General features: G+C 58.8%; 30 protein-coding genes. 19 read left to right on the top strand and 11 right to left on the bottom strand.

Annotated features, from left to right (window positions below):
• Positions 1-8 precede the first annotated feature (8 nt).
• The 14 genes from IVB05_RS37170 (at position 9) to IVB05_RS37105 (ending at position 5,893) form a co-directional block, all read left to right on the top strand.
• Complete coding sequence (locus IVB05_RS37170; protein WP_247781063.1) at positions 9-425, top strand: hypothetical protein; 417 nt, start codon at positions 9-11, stop codon at positions 423-425.
• 350 nt (positions 426-775) lie between these two features.
• Positions 776-1,426, top strand: a complete 651-nt coding sequence (locus IVB05_RS37165) for a helix-turn-helix domain-containing protein (protein WP_247781062.1) — start codon at positions 776-778, stop codon at positions 1,424-1,426.
• A complete protein-coding gene (locus tag IVB05_RS37160) occupies positions 1,419-1,787 on the top strand; it encodes a hypothetical protein (RefSeq protein ID WP_247781061.1) in 369 nt (122 codons plus the stop codon). Before IVB05_RS37165 ends, IVB05_RS37160 begins: the two co-directional genes overlap by 8 nt.
• Positions 1,787-2,206 (top strand): helix-turn-helix domain-containing protein, encoded by a 420-nt coding sequence (locus tag IVB05_RS37155; RefSeq protein WP_247781060.1) that lies wholly within the window; start codon positions 1,787-1,789, stop codon positions 2,204-2,206. The genes IVB05_RS37160 and IVB05_RS37155 overlap by 1 nt, the downstream gene beginning before the upstream one ends.
• Positions 2,203-2,712 (top strand): hypothetical protein, encoded by a 510-nt coding sequence (locus IVB05_RS37150; RefSeq protein WP_247781059.1) that lies wholly within the window; start codon positions 2,203-2,205, stop codon positions 2,710-2,712. The genes IVB05_RS37155 and IVB05_RS37150 overlap by 4 nt, the downstream gene beginning before the upstream one ends.
• Positions 2,709-2,999 carry a hypothetical protein gene (locus tag IVB05_RS37145; protein WP_247781058.1) on the top strand — a complete coding sequence of 97 codons (291 nt, stop codon included), beginning with the start codon at positions 2,709-2,711 and terminating at the stop codon, positions 2,997-2,999. The genes IVB05_RS37150 and IVB05_RS37145 overlap by 4 nt, the downstream gene beginning before the upstream one ends.
• Complete coding sequence (locus IVB05_RS37140) at positions 2,996-3,307, top strand: hypothetical protein (RefSeq protein WP_247781057.1); 312 nt, start codon at positions 2,996-2,998, stop codon at positions 3,305-3,307. Before IVB05_RS37145 ends, IVB05_RS37140 begins: the two co-directional genes overlap by 4 nt.
• Positions 3,297-3,503, top strand: a complete 207-nt coding sequence (locus IVB05_RS37135) for a hypothetical protein (RefSeq protein ID WP_247781056.1) — start codon at positions 3,297-3,299, stop codon at positions 3,501-3,503. The genes IVB05_RS37140 and IVB05_RS37135 overlap by 11 nt, the downstream gene beginning before the upstream one ends.
• A gap of 17 nt (positions 3,504-3,520) precedes the next feature.
• Positions 3,521-4,228 (top strand): hypothetical protein, encoded by a 708-nt coding sequence (locus tag IVB05_RS37130; protein ID WP_247781055.1) that lies wholly within the window; start codon positions 3,521-3,523, stop codon positions 4,226-4,228.
• The gene (locus IVB05_RS37125) at positions 4,221-4,532 is read left to right on the top strand and encodes a hypothetical protein (protein ID WP_247781054.1); all 312 of its coding nucleotides are present in this window, start codon (positions 4,221-4,223) and stop codon (positions 4,530-4,532) included. The genes IVB05_RS37130 and IVB05_RS37125 overlap by 8 nt, the downstream gene beginning before the upstream one ends.
• Positions 4,529-4,804 (top strand): hypothetical protein, encoded by a 276-nt coding sequence (locus tag IVB05_RS37120; protein ID WP_247781053.1) that lies wholly within the window; start codon positions 4,529-4,531, stop codon positions 4,802-4,804. Before IVB05_RS37125 ends, IVB05_RS37120 begins: the two co-directional genes overlap by 4 nt.
• Positions 4,801-5,004 (top strand): hypothetical protein, encoded by a 204-nt coding sequence (locus IVB05_RS37115; RefSeq protein WP_247781052.1) that lies wholly within the window; start codon positions 4,801-4,803, stop codon positions 5,002-5,004. The genes IVB05_RS37120 and IVB05_RS37115 overlap by 4 nt, the downstream gene beginning before the upstream one ends.
• Positions 5,001-5,546, top strand: a complete 546-nt coding sequence (locus IVB05_RS37110) for a hypothetical protein (protein WP_247781051.1) — start codon at positions 5,001-5,003, stop codon at positions 5,544-5,546. The genes IVB05_RS37115 and IVB05_RS37110 overlap by 4 nt, the downstream gene beginning before the upstream one ends.
• Positions 5,543-5,893: an SH3 domain-containing protein gene (locus tag IVB05_RS37105; RefSeq protein ID WP_247781050.1), complete on the top strand. Its 351-nt coding sequence runs from the start codon at positions 5,543-5,545 to the stop codon at positions 5,891-5,893. Before IVB05_RS37110 ends, IVB05_RS37105 begins: the two co-directional genes overlap by 4 nt.
• Here IVB05_RS37105 and IVB05_RS37100 read toward each other — a convergent pair.
• Positions 5,866-6,051, bottom strand: a complete 186-nt coding sequence (locus IVB05_RS37100; RefSeq protein WP_247781049.1) for a hypothetical protein — start codon at positions 6,049-6,051, stop codon at positions 5,866-5,868. The genes IVB05_RS37105 and IVB05_RS37100 overlap by 28 nt on opposite strands.
• A 156-nt stretch (positions 6,052-6,207) precedes the next feature.
• Between IVB05_RS37100 and IVB05_RS37095 the strand changes: the two genes are divergently transcribed.
• On the top strand, positions 6,208-6,630 hold the full coding sequence (locus IVB05_RS37095; protein WP_247781048.1) for a hypothetical protein: 423 nt from the start codon (positions 6,208-6,210) through the stop codon (positions 6,628-6,630).
• A gap of 57 nt (positions 6,631-6,687) precedes the next feature.
• On the opposite strand, the gene IVB05_RS37090 is transcribed toward IVB05_RS37095, so the two are convergent.
• From IVB05_RS37090 to ligD, 4 genes are all read right to left on the bottom strand, one after another.
• Entirely contained in the window at positions 6,688-7,071 is a 384-nt protein-coding gene (locus IVB05_RS37090; protein WP_247781047.1) for a hypothetical protein, read from the bottom strand.
• On the bottom strand, positions 7,071-7,283 hold the full coding sequence (locus tag IVB05_RS37085; RefSeq protein WP_247781046.1) for a hypothetical protein: 213 nt from the start codon (positions 7,281-7,283) through the stop codon (positions 7,071-7,073). The genes IVB05_RS37090 and IVB05_RS37085 overlap by 1 nt, the downstream gene beginning before the upstream one ends.
• On the bottom strand, positions 7,280-7,624 hold the full coding sequence (locus IVB05_RS37080; protein ID WP_247781045.1) for a hypothetical protein: 345 nt from the start codon (positions 7,622-7,624) through the stop codon (positions 7,280-7,282). Before IVB05_RS37080 ends, IVB05_RS37085 begins: the two co-directional genes overlap by 4 nt.
• 150 nt (positions 7,625-7,774) lie before the next feature.
• Positions 7,775-8,680, bottom strand: a complete 906-nt coding sequence (gene ligD / locus IVB05_RS37075; RefSeq protein WP_346771804.1) for a non-homologous end-joining DNA ligase — start codon at positions 8,678-8,680, stop codon at positions 7,775-7,777.
• Between the two features lie 382 nt (positions 8,681-9,062).
• On the opposite strand from ligD, the gene IVB05_RS37070 reads away from it, so the two are divergent.
• From IVB05_RS37070 to IVB05_RS37055, 4 genes are read left to right on the top strand one after another with little or no spacing between them, the layout of a single operon-like run.
• The gene (locus IVB05_RS37070; RefSeq protein WP_247781044.1) at positions 9,063-9,476 is read left to right on the top strand and encodes a hypothetical protein; all 414 of its coding nucleotides are present in this window, start codon (positions 9,063-9,065) and stop codon (positions 9,474-9,476) included.
• Positions 9,473-9,769, top strand: a complete 297-nt coding sequence (locus IVB05_RS37065; protein WP_247781043.1) for a hypothetical protein — start codon at positions 9,473-9,475, stop codon at positions 9,767-9,769. Before IVB05_RS37070 ends, IVB05_RS37065 begins: the two co-directional genes overlap by 4 nt.
• Before the next feature lie 2 nt (positions 9,770-9,771).
• On the top strand, positions 9,772-10,437 hold the full coding sequence (locus IVB05_RS37060; protein ID WP_247781042.1) for an SOS response-associated peptidase family protein: 666 nt from the start codon (positions 9,772-9,774) through the stop codon (positions 10,435-10,437).
• Positions 10,438-10,461: 24 nt separating this feature from the next.
• On the top strand, positions 10,462-10,611 hold the full coding sequence (locus IVB05_RS37055) for a hypothetical protein (protein WP_247781041.1): 150 nt from the start codon (positions 10,462-10,464) through the stop codon (positions 10,609-10,611).
• 53 nt (positions 10,612-10,664) lie between these two features.
• Here the strand turns inward: IVB05_RS37055 and IVB05_RS37050 are convergent, their stop codons facing one another.
• The 6 genes from IVB05_RS37050 to IVB05_RS37025 all read right to left on the bottom strand — a co-directional run bounded on the left by IVB05_RS37050 (position 10,665) and on the right by IVB05_RS37025 (position 19,125).
• Complete coding sequence (locus IVB05_RS37050) at positions 10,665-12,092, bottom strand: AIPR family protein (RefSeq protein ID WP_247781040.1); 1,428 nt, start codon at positions 12,090-12,092, stop codon at positions 10,665-10,667.
• 104 nt (positions 12,093-12,196) lie between these two features.
• Positions 12,197-12,367 (bottom strand): hypothetical protein, encoded by a 171-nt coding sequence (locus IVB05_RS37045; RefSeq protein ID WP_247781039.1) that lies wholly within the window; start codon positions 12,365-12,367, stop codon positions 12,197-12,199.
• A 350-nt stretch (positions 12,368-12,717) separates the two neighbouring features.
• Complete coding sequence (locus tag IVB05_RS37040) at positions 12,718-13,098, bottom strand: M48 family metallopeptidase (protein WP_256472825.1); 381 nt, start codon at positions 13,096-13,098, stop codon at positions 12,718-12,720.
• Positions 13,095-16,025 (bottom strand): HsdR family type I site-specific deoxyribonuclease, encoded by a 2,931-nt coding sequence (locus tag IVB05_RS37035; protein ID WP_247781038.1) that lies wholly within the window; start codon positions 16,023-16,025, stop codon positions 13,095-13,097. The genes IVB05_RS37040 and IVB05_RS37035 overlap by 4 nt, the downstream gene beginning before the upstream one ends.
• A complete protein-coding gene (locus IVB05_RS37030) occupies positions 16,022-17,308 on the bottom strand; it encodes a restriction endonuclease subunit S (RefSeq protein ID WP_247781037.1) in 1,287 nt (428 codons plus the stop codon). Before IVB05_RS37030 ends, IVB05_RS37035 begins: the two co-directional genes overlap by 4 nt.
• Positions 17,305-19,125 carry an N-6 DNA methylase gene (locus IVB05_RS37025; protein WP_247781036.1) on the bottom strand — a complete coding sequence of 607 codons (1,821 nt, stop codon included), beginning with the start codon at positions 19,123-19,125 and terminating at the stop codon, positions 17,305-17,307. Before IVB05_RS37025 ends, IVB05_RS37030 begins: the two co-directional genes overlap by 4 nt.
• Positions 19,126-19,195 lie beyond the last annotated feature (70 nt).

The raw sequence follows: 19,195 nt of genomic DNA, 5'->3' as shown, positions 1-19,195 counted from the left end.
ATCGCCTGATGGCATTCGAGGGCTTCGTTCAGCGGATGGCGGACGTCACCACGATCCCGAATGATCCGGCCAACGCTGACTGGATCAAATATCAGGAATGGTTGGCGGCAGGTGGTGTACCTGATCCCTGTCCTGCCTCCGCGAGTCCGCTGCCAGACACAGCATCAACGCTGGGCTTGAAACGCGCGCTCGAAGAGCTGGACCTGTGGCAAACGGCGAAGGATCAGATCATCGCGGCAGGCGAAGAGGACGAATGGTACATGGCGCTGGAAGTAAAGCGCGAGGCGGTTGATCGCTATGATCTCGGCTTGACGCCAGAGGAGATCGACAACCTCATGATCCGCTCGTGGCAACTGGCGGCGAAGGCTGCTACCCAAACCATCCCGCCTGATCTGGCGGCGCGGGCCATTGCACCGCGAAAATAAATTTCGCTGTCACCGCAAAACAATTTTTGGTTCCTGTCACTAACTGCATATTCCTCCCGAACCTGACCCCGCTTCGGCGGGGAATTTTTTTTGACTGCAGCAACGAGCCTGCACAGGAGCGGCGCAATTTTTCAGTTGGCGAACTGCCAGCGCTATACAACCGCCACGATCTAAATTAACTTCATACTCCCTCGGCCATCTCGCGTTCGCTGGGGCCTACGCGAGACCACCTTGGCAAAAGTGTGTGCGACCAAGGCACGGCAAACTCGTGCAGCGTATCAAGCTGGCCATCGCTCTGCCCCGAATCCTCACATCGCTGAAATCTGTTCCAACTCGAAAAGGGACTCGCGATGCCAAAAACTTTTCCGATCATGATCGAAGTCGAAGAGATAGCGCTCGGCCCTGTGCTGCGCCGTCTCAATGACATGCCTGGTATAGCCAAGCTGCATTTGCAGCTCGGCCATGGCGGCCAAGGAGCTGGGCACAAGCAGCTCGCCGAAAAAGCGGCCAAGGTCCGCAATGGAGAAAGCGCCGAGCAGACAACCATGAAGCTGCTGCTGGAGGGGCCGAAGCACATCAGCGAGATCAGCAGAGCGGTCGGCGGCGCGAAGTCGCGCGCCTATGGCGCTGTGCATCAGTTGCGTAAGAAGGGCTTTTCCGAAGCTGGCACCGAGAAGGGCACGCATCAGCTCACCGCCAAGGCGCGGGCGCAGCTCGGCGCTGCGCTTCCTGCGCTGCCAGCGCCTGCAGTAAAGCATGGACCATCGGGGCGCGCATCTCCCGGCTCGGGCAACATCTTGCTTCGCGCGGCGCTTGATGCAGGCCCAGTCTCGCCAGCCGCTCTGCGCTCGCACATGGCCAGCAAGGGCATGTCGCCGAAAAGCATCTCGGGCGTGCTGGAGCGCGCTAAGCGCGATGCTTTGATCAAGAAGAACGGCAGGGGCTACGCGCTGACCGCCAAGGGACAGAAGATCGAGCTGGAGGCTGCGGCACATGGCTGAAATGAGAATGTACCGCACCTATAATTACATCGACAAGGACCCGATCATCGACAAGGTCCGCACGCTTGTGCAGGACGAAGGCTTGATCAGGAAGCTGAAGATCGTCCACGAAATCTCGGGCGTCTCCACCGCGACTCTCGACAACTGGTTCAACGGCACGACGCGCAAGCCGCAGCACGTCACCATCGCAGCGGTGGTCACTTCGCTCGGCTATGCGGAAGAGTTCGTCAAGAAAAAGGACATCGATGTCGAGGCCGAGCGCAAGGCCGGCGCGGACTGGCTGGCGAAGCGAGAGAGGCAGCAGAAGGCGGCAAGGCCGAAGCCCGCCAAAAAGCGGAACGGCCATGGCGGGAGGAAATGATGAAGAATGGACGCAAGCAGGTGAAGGTTACCAAGCGCGGGACAACGCCAATCGATGGCATCATCGGCAACAAGATACGAGCACGCAGGCTGGAAATGCACTTCAGCCAGCAGCAGCTGGCCGATGCACTCGGTGTGAGCTTTCAGCAGGTGCAGAAATACGAGAAGGGCGTGAACCGGGTCGGGGTTGGGCGGCTGCAGCAGATGGCCCAGTTTCTGGAGACCGACATCCGCTACTTGATGGGCGATCTGGCGGGCGACCGCAAGAAGCCGCCGACTGTGTCGCGGTTCGCCAAGTTCATGGCCACCAAGGACGGCGCGGACATTGTTGAAGCGATGATCAGGATCGAAAGCCCCGCATTGCGCAAGAGCGTGATCCAGCTGGCGCGCACGCTGGGAGGTGCCGAGGCCAACGCATGAGCGAGCGCGAGCTGCGGCGGATGCTCGACTATGCTTCCGACTTTTGCGAGCACCACTTCGCCAAGAAAGGCGAGATAGCGCCAATGTGGCACGCGATCACTTCCGATGGGCAGAAGCTGATCGAGCCGCACCCGACCTATCTCGGCAAGGACATGGCGGCGGCGACGATCCGGATTTTCTTCGATCTGCGAGACCTGATCCGTTACGTCTACATCGGCGAAGCATGGACGCTAAACCGACTGATCCGGCCCGAGGAGGAGGAAGAAATTTTCCGCAAGGGAATTTCCGAGCATCCCGATCGCGTCGAAGTGGTGCAGCTGCAGGGCGAGGATCGCGACTACGGCCAGATCATCGCTTCGCGGGACATCATCAGGCCTGCGAAGGGCAAGCCGTATCTCGGGCCGCTAACAATGGTCAACGATCTGCCGCACGTCCCGCAAGGGGCCACGATCACATCCGAAGGCCGCATGGTCGGCATGCTGCCAGTGCGAGGGACGAGGCAATGAAGGAGCCACTTATTGTCCACGCGCCGCCGAACAAACAGCTGCGCATCGATGAGGTCTATCTGTTCATCTCGGTGGACGAGACCGGCGAAGGCGTCTGCGCCGCGCGGCTGATGGGCGCAGGCTCGCTGGTGCCGCTGATCGCTGCCGACGTAACGCGCATGGAGCAGCTGATCCCGATCGCCCGCAATATCGCCAAGGCGACCGGCAAGCAGGTGAAGCTGATCAAGCTGAGCCAACGCAGCGAGCTGATGACATTCCAACCCGATGATGGAGGAGCGATGCAATGAAGCTGACTCTTGGAGAGGCCAATGCCACCACCGCAACCATCTGCCAAGACGACGGCACGCCGATTGCGAACATTACGTGCCCCGAAGCGGCAGCGGTTGCCGAAAAGATCGTCCGCTCCTTTTACTATCACGATGCGCTGATCGGCGCGGTGTCAGCGCTCCGACGCGATGATCTGGGCGGCCAGCTTTGCGGTATGATCGACCTTCGCGAAGCCGGGGCCAAGGAAGCTGGCGAGCGGCTGGAGCAGCTGGTCAGTATGGTCGATGTGCTCACAGACCACGCGGATGAGACTAGAGATGATAGATGACGGCTTCACCTGTCAGGACTGCGGCGGATTCATCTTCCGCGCAGGACCGTGCGGCGGTCTTTCGCAGAACATCGAATGCGCTGGCTGCGGCCAGCGCTTCAATGTCTCGCGCTGGCGCGGGATGCTGGTCACCTTTGCGCGCATCCCGAACGACAGCGAGTGGCGCGAAGATATGTTCCCGAAGGTGCTGCAATGAAAACGCTGCAAGAGCGTGTGAAGGAGCTGGCGGCGCAGGAGGAGCTGGTGCTGCCGCCGGATCATGACCAGCGGGGGATGTACGATGACTCGACGCTACAGCTCGGCGACATGACCGTCTTCGGGCGCTGGCCGGGCAAGATGATGAAGGCGCTGGCCGCGATCAGCGCCCGCGCGCATCAGGCCTATGATGAATGCTCGGACTTGCCGCGCGGCAGCTCCCGGGACAAATGCCTTTTCATGTCGCTGGCGGTTCGCGATTTCCTCGTGCAGATCGGCTTCGCCGATGCGACGGTGCGCGCCTGCTTCCTGTACATCGCCGCGAATGATCTGCAGGGCCGCGAGCTGTGGTCGGTCGGCCTCGGTGCGCCTGGGCAAGAGCCGAACCCGGAAAAATTCAACGGCCATGCGGTCTGCACGGTGCCGTCGCTGGAACTGCTGATCGACACCACGGTCTATCAGGCGATCAGGCCGCAATGGGCGGACTCGGTCGGCGGGATGGTGGCGATCAAGTACCACAAGCCATGGGCCAACCAGCTCATCCACGGCTGCCTGTCCATCGCGGGCTGTGAGACCGAGCTGCCGGATCGCCGCGTTTGGATGATCTGGCTGGAACGGCCCGAGCTGAACTGGAAGCGCGAGATCGACTTCAGGCGCAGGAACGAGCGCCGCCGCTACCTTACCAAGGCGCTGCGCGAGGCATTTGGTGAGTGGCGCGATGGCTGACCGCGCGTTTCTGGAACGCTTGTCGCGAGAGCTGGCGGACAAGGGCCTGCTTATCGAAGCCGGTTGGGTTGGCTATCGCCTAGCGGTGATGTCGCCGCAAGCCCCGCCGATCCAGCTTGAAGAATGCAAGATGGCGTTCTTCGCAGGCGCGCTGCATCTGTTTCAGAGCATCATGACAATCATGGACCCCGGCAGCGAGCCGACCGAGGCAGACTTGAACAAAATGGATCTGATCGACAAAGAGCTGCGGAAGTTCGGGCGTGAGTTCGAGCTGAAGGCGACCAAGGCGAAAGGGTCGGCATGAGCGATGATAATGATCATGCAGACGAAGCGACGCGCGAGGCAGCGCAGCTGGTCGATCTGATCAAGCCGCTGTTCGCCTTCCGCGATCCCGAGGTGGTCGGAGCGGTGCTCGGCCAGCTGCTGGCGAAGCTGATCGCCGGGCACTGTCCCGAGATGCGCGAGGAGGCTATGAATCTGGTGATCGACATGGCGCGCGATCTGGTCCCCATCGAGATCGATGAGCAGATCGAAGCCGGGGCTGTCCCGCCAGAATGGCGAGGGACCAAGCAATGAGACACGGGCAATTCATCGACAGACCGCCTTGCGAACAGGCGCATTCCTTCGAGGTCGCCACATGCAGTGATCCGACCTGCGGCCTGCATCTCATCGCGAAGCGGAGCAACGACGCACCGATCTGCGAAGTGGTAATCGGGCGTCCGCAGCTGCGCCAGCTGCTCGGCTACATCCATGATGAAGGGCTCGATCTGCTATGAGGCAATGCGGCGATTGCCAGCTCTGTTGCAAGCTGCTGCCGGTGCCGCCGCTGCAGAAGGCGGCGGGCGCGAGCTGCAAGTTTCAGAAATTCCACAAGGGCTGCGCGGTCTATCATCGACCCGAAATGCCGAACGAGTGCGCGATCTGGAATTGCCGCTGGCTGGTCAATGACGACACCGCTGATCTGTCGCGGCCCGATCGATCGCACTACGTGATCGACGTGATGCCCGACTTCATCACCATCACGCCAGAGGGCGAGCCGCCGCAGAACATTCAGGTCGCGCAGGTCTGGATTGATCCGCGCCATCCCGATGCGCACCGCGATCCTGCGCTGCGGCGCTGGATGTTTCGACGCGCCCAGGCGGGCGTGGCCACGATCGTGCGCTACAATGCCAAGGATGCGCTGGTGATCTTCGCGCCGCCGTTCGATATCGAGGGGCAATGGCACGAGATCAGAAGCGGCATGAAGCCGACGCCCACGCATACGTTCGATCAGATACTGCAGGCGCTGGGCGGCGAAGCAAAGGCGGTGATCGAATGACCAACCGATGGGGAATATGGTGCGGCCTGCTCATGCTTGTAATGGCACCGCTGACCGCCACCGCCACCGCTGACGGTTGCGCAGTGGTTTTGAAAACGCCTGACGGATTTCTCGCCTTGCGTAAAGCGCCAACGGCTAACGCCGAGATCGTCGCGAGATTGAAGGAAGGCGAGAAGCTGGACGTGGACACCGCTCAATGCGAGACACGCGCCGACTTGTCGATTTGCGGTAAGGGCACACGCTGGACCCATGTGACGAGCATTCCACGACTAGACGGAAAGCAGTCAGCAACGCCGACGCGAGGCTGGGTGAGCGACCGCTACATCAAGTGGTTTCCTTGCGAGTGAGAAGACCGATGACCAATAGCGTCGAAATTGATGAAGGCGGCAACGGCGAGCACGCCGATGTGCTGGTCTGCGTGCGGCTGACGCAGCCGCTGCTGATGCCCGACAATCAGATTAGCCTCTGCGATGCCTGCGGCGAAGCCGTCCAGCATCGCGCGCATGCGCCGAAGCTGCCGCGCAAGCTGTGCTGGGAGTGCGCCGAGCACTGGCCACGCAGCTGGCGGCGAAGGGCGAGCTGCATTCCATCCTCACGCAGGAAAGCGCCGCCGAGCTGGCGGCCCACCTGGAAAAGAAGAACGCGAAATGAGTGAGCGCCTATGAGCAAGGGAAAAAAGCACCGCGTGATTCTGATTGATCCTGAAGCGCGCCTCATCAGCGAACTGGAAAGCACCGCCACGCTTGCCGCGCTGCACGAGATGATCGGCGCGGATACGCTCGATCACTTCCGGCTGGCGGCCTTCGAGAACGGCGGCGTCGATGTCGGCTGGATCGATGATGGCGGCCTGTCGCGCGGCAAGCCGATCCACGCCTTCCTGCTGCCGACCGCGAAAGACCCCATCGGCGGAAAGTGCGTGATCATCGGCGCTGATCGCTATGGCGAGACCTGCAGCTGCCAGATGCCGGTTGCGATCCTGCGCCAGGACACCAGCTGGCTCGGCGTGATCCTGCCCGAGGTGACGTGGGATCATACCGCGCAGGGCTCGCGCGCCATCGTCACCTATTCGCGGATGAGGGCGTGACGCGGCTATGGCTGACCGCGCTGGCGGCGGCGATGCTGCTGGTGATGATCGTCATTGTCATGAACGCGCAGATTTAGACGCCAGCTCGGCGAGATAAGTCTGCGCCTTTTCGAGTGCCTGCTCCTTGGTCAGGTAGCCGCCGGTGGCGCGGCGTCCTGCGTTGTCGTCATAGTAGAAAAATTTGCGCCCGCCTGGGTGGCGCACCTCGAAGCTGCCAGCATTGCTTCCGCCAAACTCCGCGAAATTATGCGCGATGCTCGGCTGATCCGGCACGATGCTGGCTTGCCAGCCTTGCGCCTTGATATGCGCGCGGGCCTCGGCATCGGTCATCCCGATCAGCGCCTTCAGGATCGGGGCCGCACGCCGCACCGTCCCGTCAGTCTCGAACGCGGCCACGAAGCCGGGGCCGACGACGCGGACTAATTCGAGCCTTTCGGCCATCAGTGCTGTCGTTTGCTCGCCACTTCGAGCGGGCGGTGGCCGAGACGGTAAAAGGTCTGGCTGGCTGGGTCCCATGTATCGGGTTCGAGGATGTTGCTCAGCGCCTGTGCAGCGCCGAACAGCGCGAAGCGATCTTCATCCTTGAGGCGGTTGTCCGCGAGCAGCGCCTCGATCTCGGCCAGCTCGGCGGTTATAGCATCGCGGTCGATCATTGGCTCACCAGTCGCAGTGTTAGTTGACGATCCGGCCCGACATGGCGGTCGATAAAGTCCTCCAGGGCTCGCGGCACCGTGCGACCCTCAAGCCCGAGGCGGCGCAGCAGCTCTTGAGCCACGGCATGGGAGACGTCCTCGGAGCGGTTGGTGTCGGGGTTGAACATGATCACCCGCAGCGGATCAGAGTGCTGCCCGCTCATCAAATCGCTGACGGTACTTTCGTAGTCGGCGCGATAGAGATCGGTCTCGGCGAAGGCTGGACCGTACACGCCGTAGTCGTTCAAAACGATGTAATAATCTTCAGGTGTATTCGGAACAATTGATGGCTCTATACGCATACTCAACTCCCGCATCCCGGTCGAAACCTACACGACGCGGGTCGGTTTTGGACTCGCATTTTTGGCATGGACGCCTATCTGCAACCTATGCGCAGGGACAAGACTATTCGCTCTGCCAGTCAAGGCGGCCACGGTTCAAGAACGGGGTTGTCAGGTGCGCCCCGTTCCCTTGTTCAGCCCTTTGAACGAACTCGCCCGCAGCAAGCCTTCCGACGTGATGTCCCGGTATTCAACATCGGCATAGAACTTTGGTTCTACCCATGTTGCTTTCGGCTTTCTGATAGGTCTGGTTAGCCTTGACTTCGGGCTGACCACTGTATCGAGCTGCTTTCTGATCTGGCTTGAGACGGTACGAGACCAGCCCGTCCCAACCTTGCCCATGTAGACAAGGTCTTTGCCTTCCTGCTTTCCGAGATACAGGGCGGCGACGCCGGTCGGGTCTTTGACAAAGCCGACGACAGGGAATTTGCCCTTCTGCACGGCCTTGATCTTCAACCAGTTCTCATTTCGCTCCGACCGATACGGGGCGTCCGCCCGCTTGGAAATGATGCCCTCCCAATTCAGCTTGGCGGCATGCTCAAACATCTTCTGACCGTCGCCGACTAGATGCTCGGAAATTAACACCGGCAATTCAATATCGTTCTCGCCGAGGAGGTCCAGCAGCAATTGTTTGCGCTCAATTTGCGGCAGCTTGCGTAGGTCGCCATTCCGCCAGAGTAGGTCGAAGGCGTAGTAGACGAGCCAGCCCTGCCTCCCTGCAGCCAGCTCTGCCTGCAGCTCCGAGAAGTTTGTGCGTCCTTCGTGGACAACCACTACCTCCCCATCGATGATGGCTTCGCCTGGAATGGCCAGCGCGCCGGCGATCTCCGTGAACCGCTTGGTCCAGTCCAGCCCGTTGCGGGTAAAGACTTTCTTCCGTCCCCGGTTCAGATGGACCTGAATGCGGTAGCCGTCGTACTTGATCTCATGGAGCCAATGGTCGCTTTGGGGCGCTTTGGTCTTCAGGGTGGCGAGCTGGGGTTTTATGAACCCCGGCATCTCGATACGCTTTGGCACTCGGGAAACTCACAAAAAGCCCGCCGCTTGGGGCAATGGCGAGCATTTTACTTACTTCCCGGACATCTCGAACAATCAGGGGACGTGACCGCTCTCACCACCACCAATGGTTTGCAGATTTTTCCCGATCAGGATTCCGGCCTCGAAACACCGTGATTCTACGGAATCCTCAATCCCGTTGAACGCTATAAACTTGCTCGTGCCAGCGTGGTGTTTTCATCCCGAACAAATTTGGGCTGGCGGAGGGCCGCAGGAATGCGGCCCTTTTGCTATCCTGTAGCTGAGCCATTCGCTCATGCCACAATTCGGCGGGGTTTCGGCAATCGACTACTACCAGCCCTAGTGCATTTGCGTTGCGCTCCGCGACCCGCTTTGATGGGTGATGGGCACCAAGTCACGGGAATCCATCTACGGCGCGTCAGTGCGGGCCGCCGCAGAACAAGCAGCGGAGGCGCGCAGGACCGCCGACCGCTTAGCCTGCGAGGCCTGGAACAAGCGCATGCTCGGCTTTCAGGGACCGGCGCAGCCTTCTCCTGCGCTGGGCGATGCACTGAATGCCGGCTACCTTTATCTCGAAGTAAAATGCTTGGGCTGCAGCACGCATCAAACCGTGCCGCTGAACATAGTCCGCCGACCGAAGGCTACGCCAATCCATGAGCTGGAGCGCTACATGCGGTGCAAGGATTGCTCAGAGCTTCAAGGGCGACCGTATAAGCGCAGCCATCTGATCGCGCTGCGGGCGACGAAGATCTCCGCCAATGATCCGGCGTCCACGTGGTGGCCGGGGGAGCGATGATTTCACGATTAAAGGTGTGCCGCCGAATTGTTTTCTCGACCGCTATGATCGCGACAACGATCGGTTCAAGCAGCGCCCAGAAACTTCAAGTGCCGGGGATCGACATGGATTGCTCGGCGTACCAGCGGCAAGACGACGGAAAGTGGACCGTTCTTTATCGGAACAAGGTTTTGCTTGGTAGCAATGTCAAAAAAGACGTTATGCCGGGAGACGATCCGCAGGCGGTGGATTTGACCCCAGGCTCGTACCTCCACGGCGTCCTCAACGCGACGTGCGGTCGATTAAAGAAATAGCCATGTGCAACCTCTATTCGATCACCACAAATCAAGAAGCGATCCGGGCGCTGTTCCGCGTCTTCAACCGCTATGTCGGCAACCTACCTCCGATGCCAGGTGTGTTTCCAGACTATCCCGCGCCGGTGATCCGCAGTGTCGGCGACGAGCGCGAGCTGACGATGATGCGCTGGGGTATGCCGCCGCCACCGCGCACTGGCGGTCCGCCGGTGACCAATATCCGCAACACCAGCTCCCCGCACTGGCGGATGTGGCTGAAGACGGAGAACCGCTGCTTGGTCCCCGCCAACAGCTTCGCCGAGTACGCTCCGGAGCCGAACCCGGAGACGAAGAAAAAGGACGTGGTCTGGTTCGGGCTCAACGATGATCGCCCGCTATTCGCCTTTGCCGGCATCTGGACGACGTTCAATGGGGATCGCGGCACCAAGTCAAAGCCGGTGCCAGGACCGCATCAGGTCTATGGTTTTCTCACGACATCGCCGAACGCAGTGGTCGAGTCGATTCATCCGAAGGCGATGCCGGTGATCTTGACCACCGACGAGGAGCGGGACATCTGGATGCGCGCGCCATGGGATGAGGCCAAGGCGCTGCAGCGACCGCTGCCGGACGATGCGCTCAGGATCGTCATGCGCGGGGCCGACAAAGAGGATCGTGCGGTGGCAGCATGAATGCCGCGCGCAAGGAGGCATGTCATGACGGTCTGGGTCTATGTCGATAGCTCGCGTGACGTTGGTGATGTCGAGCACCTTCGAGTGTTTGCAACGGCCGAAGCCGCCTATGACTGGTTCAAAGAGAATGATCCGGAGGGCGTCGCATTTGAATACCCGATTATAGCCTTGTGACGACCGGCCCAACGCCGAGCGATGAGCTGTCCGACTTGCGTGCTGGGCGCGGCTTATGACTTCTGTTTCACGCAGTGTTTGGCGAGGGCTTCAGTGAACGATGTTGTATGAACCGTATCACGATCCAGTTTTGCGCCCGCGACTGTATCCATCGCTTCGCAGACGTATGTAAAAATATCTTCAGCTTTCGCTTGATCCCAAAGGTGCTCACATATTTTCTGACAATAAGAATCCATCTTATGCGCGTTGAGCTGCGGCAGCGGATCAGTGTTGGCTAACAGCCGTAGCGCAAACAAGATTTGGAAGCGGGCGATCTTGTACTTTGGATCAATTTTCTGGTTTCGGAACAGGAATTCGAGCGCGTACAAAGCATATGCGGATGTGTAATACGGAAATAGCCTGTGATCTTTGATGAAGATATCTTGCCCGACTCGCTCCGAGAGCGCTTTACCTCTTCTTACTGTGTTGTGCGGTTCACCTAGGAACATCCCCGCGAAAGCTCGCACGGCGTTTGCTTGCACAACAACCCGGGTTTTTTCGATTGGCAAACCGTCGTACTGACGCGACCGGCGTTCGTAGTAAAGCTTTTTCGCGTCCGGGAAGGTCTTGAAGAACTCCTCTAGCTCCCTCGCAAAGTCAGTTAATGCGAAGAATTGCTCGCTTGTTACTTCCGTCTGCTTGTTAGTGGCGTGAATTATGTCTTCGATCACATCCTCTTCCTGCGTCCAAATCAGGCGCAAAGGAACCAAAACGCTGTCATCTAGATCATCCTGACGGTCAAAAAGCACGTGGCTCGTTTGGCAGCCGTTCACAACTTGAAAATCTTCGATCACAAATTTGCTGCTGGTGTGCGTCATGTTCCTTGCGATGATCGTTACGCCGTTGTTCATCAGCACGAAACGGCGCTTCCGATCAGACTTTAGGGTCTCGCTAATCTCCTTGTTTACGTCGTTGTATCCCTGCCAATCGCGAACGTTGTCGTAGAAAATGCTGCGGATTATTTTGCCGCTCTCGCAAATCAGCGGCAGATATTGTTTTGCAGGGATGAAGCCTACGAAGGCTTCTTTGACACCCGGAATTTCGGGGATGTCCTGCCGACTCGAGAACATGAACTCTCTTGAGATTGAATTCTTCGACAGGCTGTAGAGCTTCCGAAGCTCGGACGCGCCAATCAGCGAAACTTCAACGTCGTCGAAGTACTCCAAAGATTCCAATTCAGCCGTCACCTTGTCAATTCGGTTTCCGAGTGACGCGTCACCCTGAACCTTTCCGGTCGTGACGTAATAGAGGCGACAAAGAGGGTTGCCTCGCTTGAACTTGCCGCTGCTGCTGTAGATGCGCTGCATAACATGCACGGCTTCGAGAATGCGCTCGTTGCGCGGTTCTTTCGTATTGGGATTGAAAAATTCGCCAACACCATACCCAAAGCTACCGAGTGCTGCGCCGTCAAAAGAGGAACTTCGTTTAGCCTGCACAAACACAAAAGTTACTTCGAGATAGTCTGGATTGCTGTCGAGCAGCTCGTCCAGTGCGTCTTCGTCGTTGATGAGAACGCCGTTAACGAGGATGCCGATCGCGTCGATCGTCAGGTCCCGCCTGCGCCCGCTACGATATTCCCCGGATCGAAGGTCTCGGAGTAGTGGCGTTTTAGGACGACGAAACCCGCAAAATGTTCGAAACGTTTGTCTTCCGATAGGTTCTCTATCTGAAATTCTTTTGTGAATTCCGCAAGCAGCCCCGCCGTAATCATATCCATGCGCGAATCCTCCCGAAACCTGCGAACATGCACATTTGCGCGTTCCGGCAAGAGCATGGCAACGAGAGGGTGAGGTTTATCCCCGCAAAATCGGAGGTTAGGACGGATTTTGGGTGGGCGGGAATGGCGCGCCGCATTGGGACTATTACCTTAGGCCGGCAATGGGGTGGCGTTCGCAAGAAGACCACTGGCCGGCGCCGTCGGAGGTCGCACCTTTGATGAGATGCCGCACGGCGCGCGGCGCGTAGGCCGGGCAGGTACGGAGTCAGGGCTTAATTAACCAATATCTCGGCGATCTCGATATCGCCTTCGGCGGGCTGCACGATCCAAATCTATCGGAAGCGATTCTTTTATCCCGAGTTCAAGCGCTGCCGCACCTCAAGTTGGCGCTTTTTTAAATGAGAATGTTTTCTAACTTTCCGTCGATAGATGTCCTGTTCGCGCCATTTGGGAATATGAGCAGTCATCAGGGCCTTGAATAATCTGCCGTGATTGGGGACCTTCAGGTGAAGCAATTCGTGAGCGATGACGAAATCCTGAAACGCGTCGGATTCTTCATCTAGGTCAATTGCAAGGGTGACCGTTCCAGCCGTGGAGCAAGACCCCCATTTTCTGGTCATTCGCTGAACTCGAATGACTCCTGGCATCACCCGTAGTTTGACGACCCACACGTCCACACGCCGCCTCAATCGTGCAGCCGGCGTGAGTGATCCGTTAGTTGACCACCTCATTGCGTGACGATCTCGACCACCTGTTCGACCATCTTAGTTCGCTCCTCACGCCCCAACGCTAAGAGCGGCCGATAGAGCGCGGCGCGTAGCTGCCTTTGCTCGTCGGGATTGACCTTCGCATTTGGGAACTTCGCGAGAAGCTTCTCAATTTCCTTTGCCAATTCGAGCGGATCTATCCCGCCGCCTCTCAACGCGGTACTATCGCGCAAGGCCCAAAATGCGGCGAACGCCTTCGGCGTGAGGCCGGTGTCCTTTGCAGCTCTAGTTGCTGCGTCTTTCTCGGCGGCCAGCGATGCGAGAAGGTCCATCGCGGCCAAGCCGGTGGTATTGCGGTTTTCGAGGTCTTTCAGAATCCGCTCCGCACGGTCCTTCAGCGGCTGGAGCACCGGCGCGGCCTCCGCGTTATCGTCGATCTCTTTCTGCAAACCCCGCACTAGGTTGAACACCTTTCCCTCATCGGAGCCCTTGTCCGACCGAAGGGCTTCGAGCGTCTTCACATCGAATGTTACGCTCTTGGTCAGACGGCCGAGTCCGCTCTGCGCAGCGTTCTGTTCGACCAGTTGCCGTGTCTTGTAGGCGAGGTCGGCAACGAACCCGATCTTGTCGGCGTAAGCATTGCGAACCGCGGCATAGAGCTGGGCCAGGCGCTTGTACGTTCCGATGTGATCGACCAACTCTTTCGATGGCGACAGGATTTCCCAAAGGTTTTCGATGTCCTTGTAGGCTTCGAAGAACGCCTTGCGTGGCTCCGGCTCAAGGAAGCGCCCATAGACAAGGCGCTCTAGCCGCTCATCGGCATCACCGCCTTCGCCGGCATCGAGATAGTCCACTTTTGCTTTCGCGATCTTGTCGAGGAAATCGAGCATCAACAAATCAAGATCTTCGATGACGCCGTCAACGTCCGACGAATCGAACTGCAGCGCCTTCTTCAATTCGCGGAGCACGCCGACGAAATCGACGACGAGACCGATCTTCTTCTGGACACCTTCCTTGTCAACATAAGGCCGGTTCACACGCGCCACGGCCTGGAGCAGAACGTGATCCCGCATGGGCTTGTCAAGATAGAGGCAGTAGAGCAGCGGCGCGTCGTAACCGGTCAGCAGCTTGTCGGTGACGACCAAGATTTTCGGGTTCTTATCGGCCTTCTTAAACAGCAGCCGGACGTCCTCCTCACGTTCCTCGCTGAGCTGAAGCGCAGCGACAAGCGGCCGGTCAACCACATCGGCGGAGTTCTCCGTGTAAACGGCTTCCGTCCACTCGGGCGGCAGCAGCTTGTCGAGCGCCTGCTTGTATTTCGCGCACGCCTCGCGATCGACGGCTACCACGAACGCTTTGTAGCCAAGCGGCAGCACGTTTTCCTTGAAATGCTCGGCGACAAACGCCGCCACCTTCGCCACGCGATCATCGGCCTTCAAGAAGGTACGGAGACCTACGGCCCGGTCGAGAACCTTGTTCAGTTCCTCTATGTCGGTCACGCCTTCGGCGGCAGCGAGTTCGAAGAATTCCTTGTCCAACCGATCGACGGGCACGGTCATCTCGCTTGGCGCGAGGACGTGCTTGATCGGCAGGGTGGTTTCGTCGGCGATAGATTCTTTGATCGAATACTTGTCGAGATAGCCGGTCTCGTCCTCAGCGCCGAAAATCTTGAACGTGCCGGTGCCCTGCTCGGTGTTCGCAATCGGGGTGCCGGTGAAACCGATGATCGTCGCGTTCGGCACCGAGGCCATGAGATACGTGCCGAGGTCCTTTGCGACTGACCGGTGTGCCTCATCAATGAAGACGAAGATGTTGTGGCGGGTAGAGGAATCCTTCCGGATCGCCTCGAACTTGTGGATCATCGCAATGATTAGGCCGCGAAAATCCGCGTCCAGAAGCTGCTGAAGCTCGGCCTTTGTGTTTGCCCGCTTGATAGCAATGTCTTGGTTCTGCATTTCGCCGAGCACGCGTTCAACCCAGCCTTTCAACTGCCCTTCAAGCTCAGTGCGATCGACGACAAGAATGACCGTTCCGTTCTGGAAGCGCTCCTTCTGTTCGAGGATCAGCTTCGCGGCTGTCAAAAGCGTGAAGGTCTTGCCTGAGCCCTGCGTGTGCCAGACGAGGCCGCGCGTCTTGGTCGGGTCGGCGCAGCGGGCCACGATCGAATCGATGGCGCGCCGCTGATGCTGACGCAGGATCGATTTGCGCGTTTCGCTATCCTGGACGTAGAACAAAATCCAGTGCTGGAGCGTGCGCAGAAAGTCCGTGCGCTCGAAGAAAGCTTGCACCGCGAAGCGATAAGCCTCGTCTGGCGTTTGCTTCCAGCGCGCCATGTCACGGCGGGTCGCGTTCCAGGTGACGCCATACCAATAGTCGAGCAAATGCGTGACATTGAAGATTTGCGGCGCGCCGATCAGTTCTGGCGTCTCAATCTCATAACGGCGAAGCTGCTTGATACCGCGTTCGATGGCGTCACCATCCTTGGGGTTCTTGTGCTCGACGATACAGACCGGCACGCCATTGACGCAGAACATCACGTCCGCCCGGTTCCCCTTACGTGCGGGCGGCTTTAGCGCCCATTCCCATGAGACGTGGAAGACGTTGGCGTCGGTGGTCTCGAAGTCGACGAGCTGGACGCGGCGATGGCGCTTTTCGCCCTCGTCATACCAGCCGCGTTCGCCGCGCAGCCACATCAGCATCTCGCGGTTGCCGTCAACTGTCGCCGGGATTGCGTCGAGCGTTTCGACGATCGAGCGAACGGCATCAGCAGAAAGCCACGGATTGAATGTGGAAAGCTTTTCCTCGAGCTCGTCGCGCAGCAGCATGCCAGCTTCGCCGCCGCGCTTTTGCTTGGCGACTTCGGGGGCGAGTGGCGTCCAGCCGATTTCGGCCGCGTGTCTCACCATCGGAAACTGGACGGTGCCGGCTTCGCTGATCTTGAGGTCGCTCATGCAGCAACTCCCTCAAGGACGGTTTGGCCGAGGGCGGAAAGATCGAGATCGGCCACACTGATTTCACCGGTCATCAGCTTGTGAAGCAGCGCTTTGAACAAATCTTCGAGTACCGCGCGTTTGCGCTTGTGAAGGTCGATCTTTCGGTCGATTGCGTCGAGAATTTCGACGATTTCGCGCTGTTCGTCGAGGGGTGGAAATGGGATCGGCATGCCACGAAGGAACGCGCAAGTGAGCGCGCCTTTTGTGCTGCCGCCACCCGAACCAACCTGGCGGAGGTAATCGTACTGCGTTTCCAGATACCCCCGGACGAACGAAGGATCGGCCCGCTTAGTGTCTGTTGCGACGTAAGCAATATGCTGATTGATGGTGGCCTGTATTCCCAGCACCGCGCAGTGGCCAAGCGTTTTTCCTTGACCGGTAATGGCGATCAAGATCGCGCCAGGCTCAACGCGTGGTAGGTGGCATTCGCGAAGCGCGACATCCGTTACGAATTGATCCGCGGAAACGATCTCTCGATCATAGACCTTGGCGCTCGTGAGCCACGGATAGGTTCCACCAATCCAGTATTTGGGTAACGTCTTCTTTGGCGTGGAGCCGTTGCCGATGCGACCGAGCGACCCCAGCGGTACAACATCCCAACTGTCTGGAACTTGTCCGATTTCGGTTTCTTTTTGCGGCGCGCCGCGAAGGCCTCGCGTGAAAATGTCCCGCGTGACAGCGCGCTTCAGTTCTTGAGCAATAGCAGTCGCACGATCATGACTCTTCATTGCGGAGCGCACCCAAGCCAACGCCTGTGTGATCGCCCTTTGTTCGCCAATTGGAGGCTGCGGCACCTCTAGGTCAGCGAGGCGGTTTCGCGAAAGATTGGGGATCGTCGTCTTATTCCCTGCGCCTTCGAATATGCCTAGCTGGGTAAATGCACACTGAAGGAAGTAGACAAAGAACCGCGGCTCAACACCATCTGCTTTTGGTCGCAGACGGTGAAGGTGATTCTGAAAGGACATCGTTTCGACTTCGCCATTCCAGATGGCTGCGCGGCCGATGTCGCCCCCTTCACACACCAGCAAGTCGCCCGGACGGACCAATTTTCCAGGGAGTTCATGCGGAGGAATTGCCATCTCATCGACCACGGAGAGATCGATTTCATCCCAAAGAACGTTTGACGTCCGAAGGAATGGCGTCTTGTCTATTCCATCTCGCGCGACGGCGGACATCGTCTTGCCCGCGCCGATATCGAACAGATCGCCCAAAGGACGCCATTCCCAGCGCTCGTTTTTCATAGACGCACCAACATACGTGCAAGAATGCCATCTATCTCTCGTGTTTGATCGTCAAGCCTCAACAGCTCGCTGACGATTTCCTTGATTGGTCGATGGATTGATTCGTCGGCTTGGCCGACCCACCGGCTGGGGCTCAAGTTGTAGTCCGCTTCCTCGGCTTGCAGGCGCGTAATGACTGCGATTTCGCCATCGACCGGCTCGCCTCTGAGATACGCCGCTGCAAGGGGACGAATGGCTTCCTCGGGAATGTAGTTCTTCGGTTTGCCCTTTTTCAGCCGCTTGCTGGCATTCAGAAGGACGATCTTGTCCTTGCGCGTCGCGTGCTTACGATTGTTCAGCACCACGATCACGCCGGCGGCGCTGGTGTTGTAGAACAGGTTTTCGGGCAGCAGAATCACGCCATCGATCAGATCATGATCGACAAACCATTTGCGGATATTGCGTTCCTTATCGTCGTTCTTAGAGCCTGAGCCGCGCGTGACAGCGCCGGTATCGAGGACAACGGCAGCACGGCCATTGTCGTTGAGGCAGGCGAGCGTGTGCTGAAGCCACGCCCAATCGCCCTTGCCGGTAGTGACGCCGCCGGCGGTGCGGAAGCGATCGAACGGGTCATTAGCGAACACGTCCGGCGCAAAGGGCTGATTCCACATCGGATTGGCGGCGACGATATCGAAAGACCGCACCTTGCCTTCGTTGGTGCGAAATTTCGGATTGATCATCGTATCGCCGCGGGCGAGTTCGATTTCCATGTCGTGGATGATGCCGTTCATCTGCGCAACGGCGTAGCTTTCGGCCTGGAGTTCCTGGCCGGTGAGTTTTAGGGGCACCTTAGCCGTGGGATCGAGTTCTCGAGCGACGAGTTGCAGCTTCACCAGCAGACCTGCCGACCCGCAGGCGAAGTCGTGGCATTCCTCACCAGGGCGAGGGCGCATGATATGCGCCATCAAGAGGCCGACCTCGGTCGGGGTAAAGAACTCACCCGCGCTCTGGCCCGAGCCTTCCGCGAACTTGCGCAGGAGATATTCATAAGCGCGGCCGAGGAAATCGGGCTGCACATCGGCAAGCCCCAAGCGATAGCGCGGATCTGAGAACGTCTCGACGACGAGGCGCAGCTTCGCTGGGTTAATATCGCGCTCGCCGTTCCTCTCGGCGGCGAAGTCGACGACATCAATCACGCCGGAAAGCTGGGGGTTCTGTTTGACGACGGCGCGCGCGGCCTTGGTCAAGTGTTCGCCGATGTCCTTCGGCTTGGTGCTTTGCCCCTTTTCGTCCAGTGGCCAATCGATCGTTTCGCGCCCGCTAATTGCTCCCCAACGGGCTTCGGGGGGCAGATAGAAGCGCAGGAGTGAATGGTCACCCTCGGCAATTTCAAGCGCTGTGGCGCGCTCGCCATAGTCTTCGGCAAGCCGAGCGATTTCGTCGTCGAACACATCCGAAAGCCGCTTCAGAAAGAGCAACGGCAACAAGTAATCTTTGAACTTAGGTGCATCCTTTTCGCCACGGATCGAGCAGGCCGCATCCCAGAGCATTTGCTCCATCGGCTTGGTCGAGGGCGACAACGGAGCCGCACCTCGCCTACGACGTGTAACTCCCGCCGCCGGCTCAATTGATGAAACCTCGCCCTCAGCGCTGACACCAGCCTCCGCAGCCAACGCCAGGATGACCTCTTGAGCAGCCTTCTGTGGCTTGGTCCCGCCCTCCCACCGGTTCACCGTTGCGAATGACACACCAAGCCGCTCGGCGACCAGCTCCTGCGTGAGGTTGAGTTTTGCCCGGGTGGCACGAAGGAGAGCCGCAAAGTCGTTATTTTTTGTCATATTTGCGATATATGTTATAAGAACGGCCGATGTCAATCCCAAAGGCGGTCCTGTAGACACTTTGAAGTTC

The organism is Bradyrhizobium sp. 170 (genome assembly GCF_023101085.1).
Classification (GTDB): Bacteria; Pseudomonadota; Alphaproteobacteria; order Rhizobiales; family Xanthobacteraceae; genus Bradyrhizobium.
Note: the sequence above shows the minus strand (reverse complement) of the source record. Positions and strands in the feature narration are given on the sequence as shown.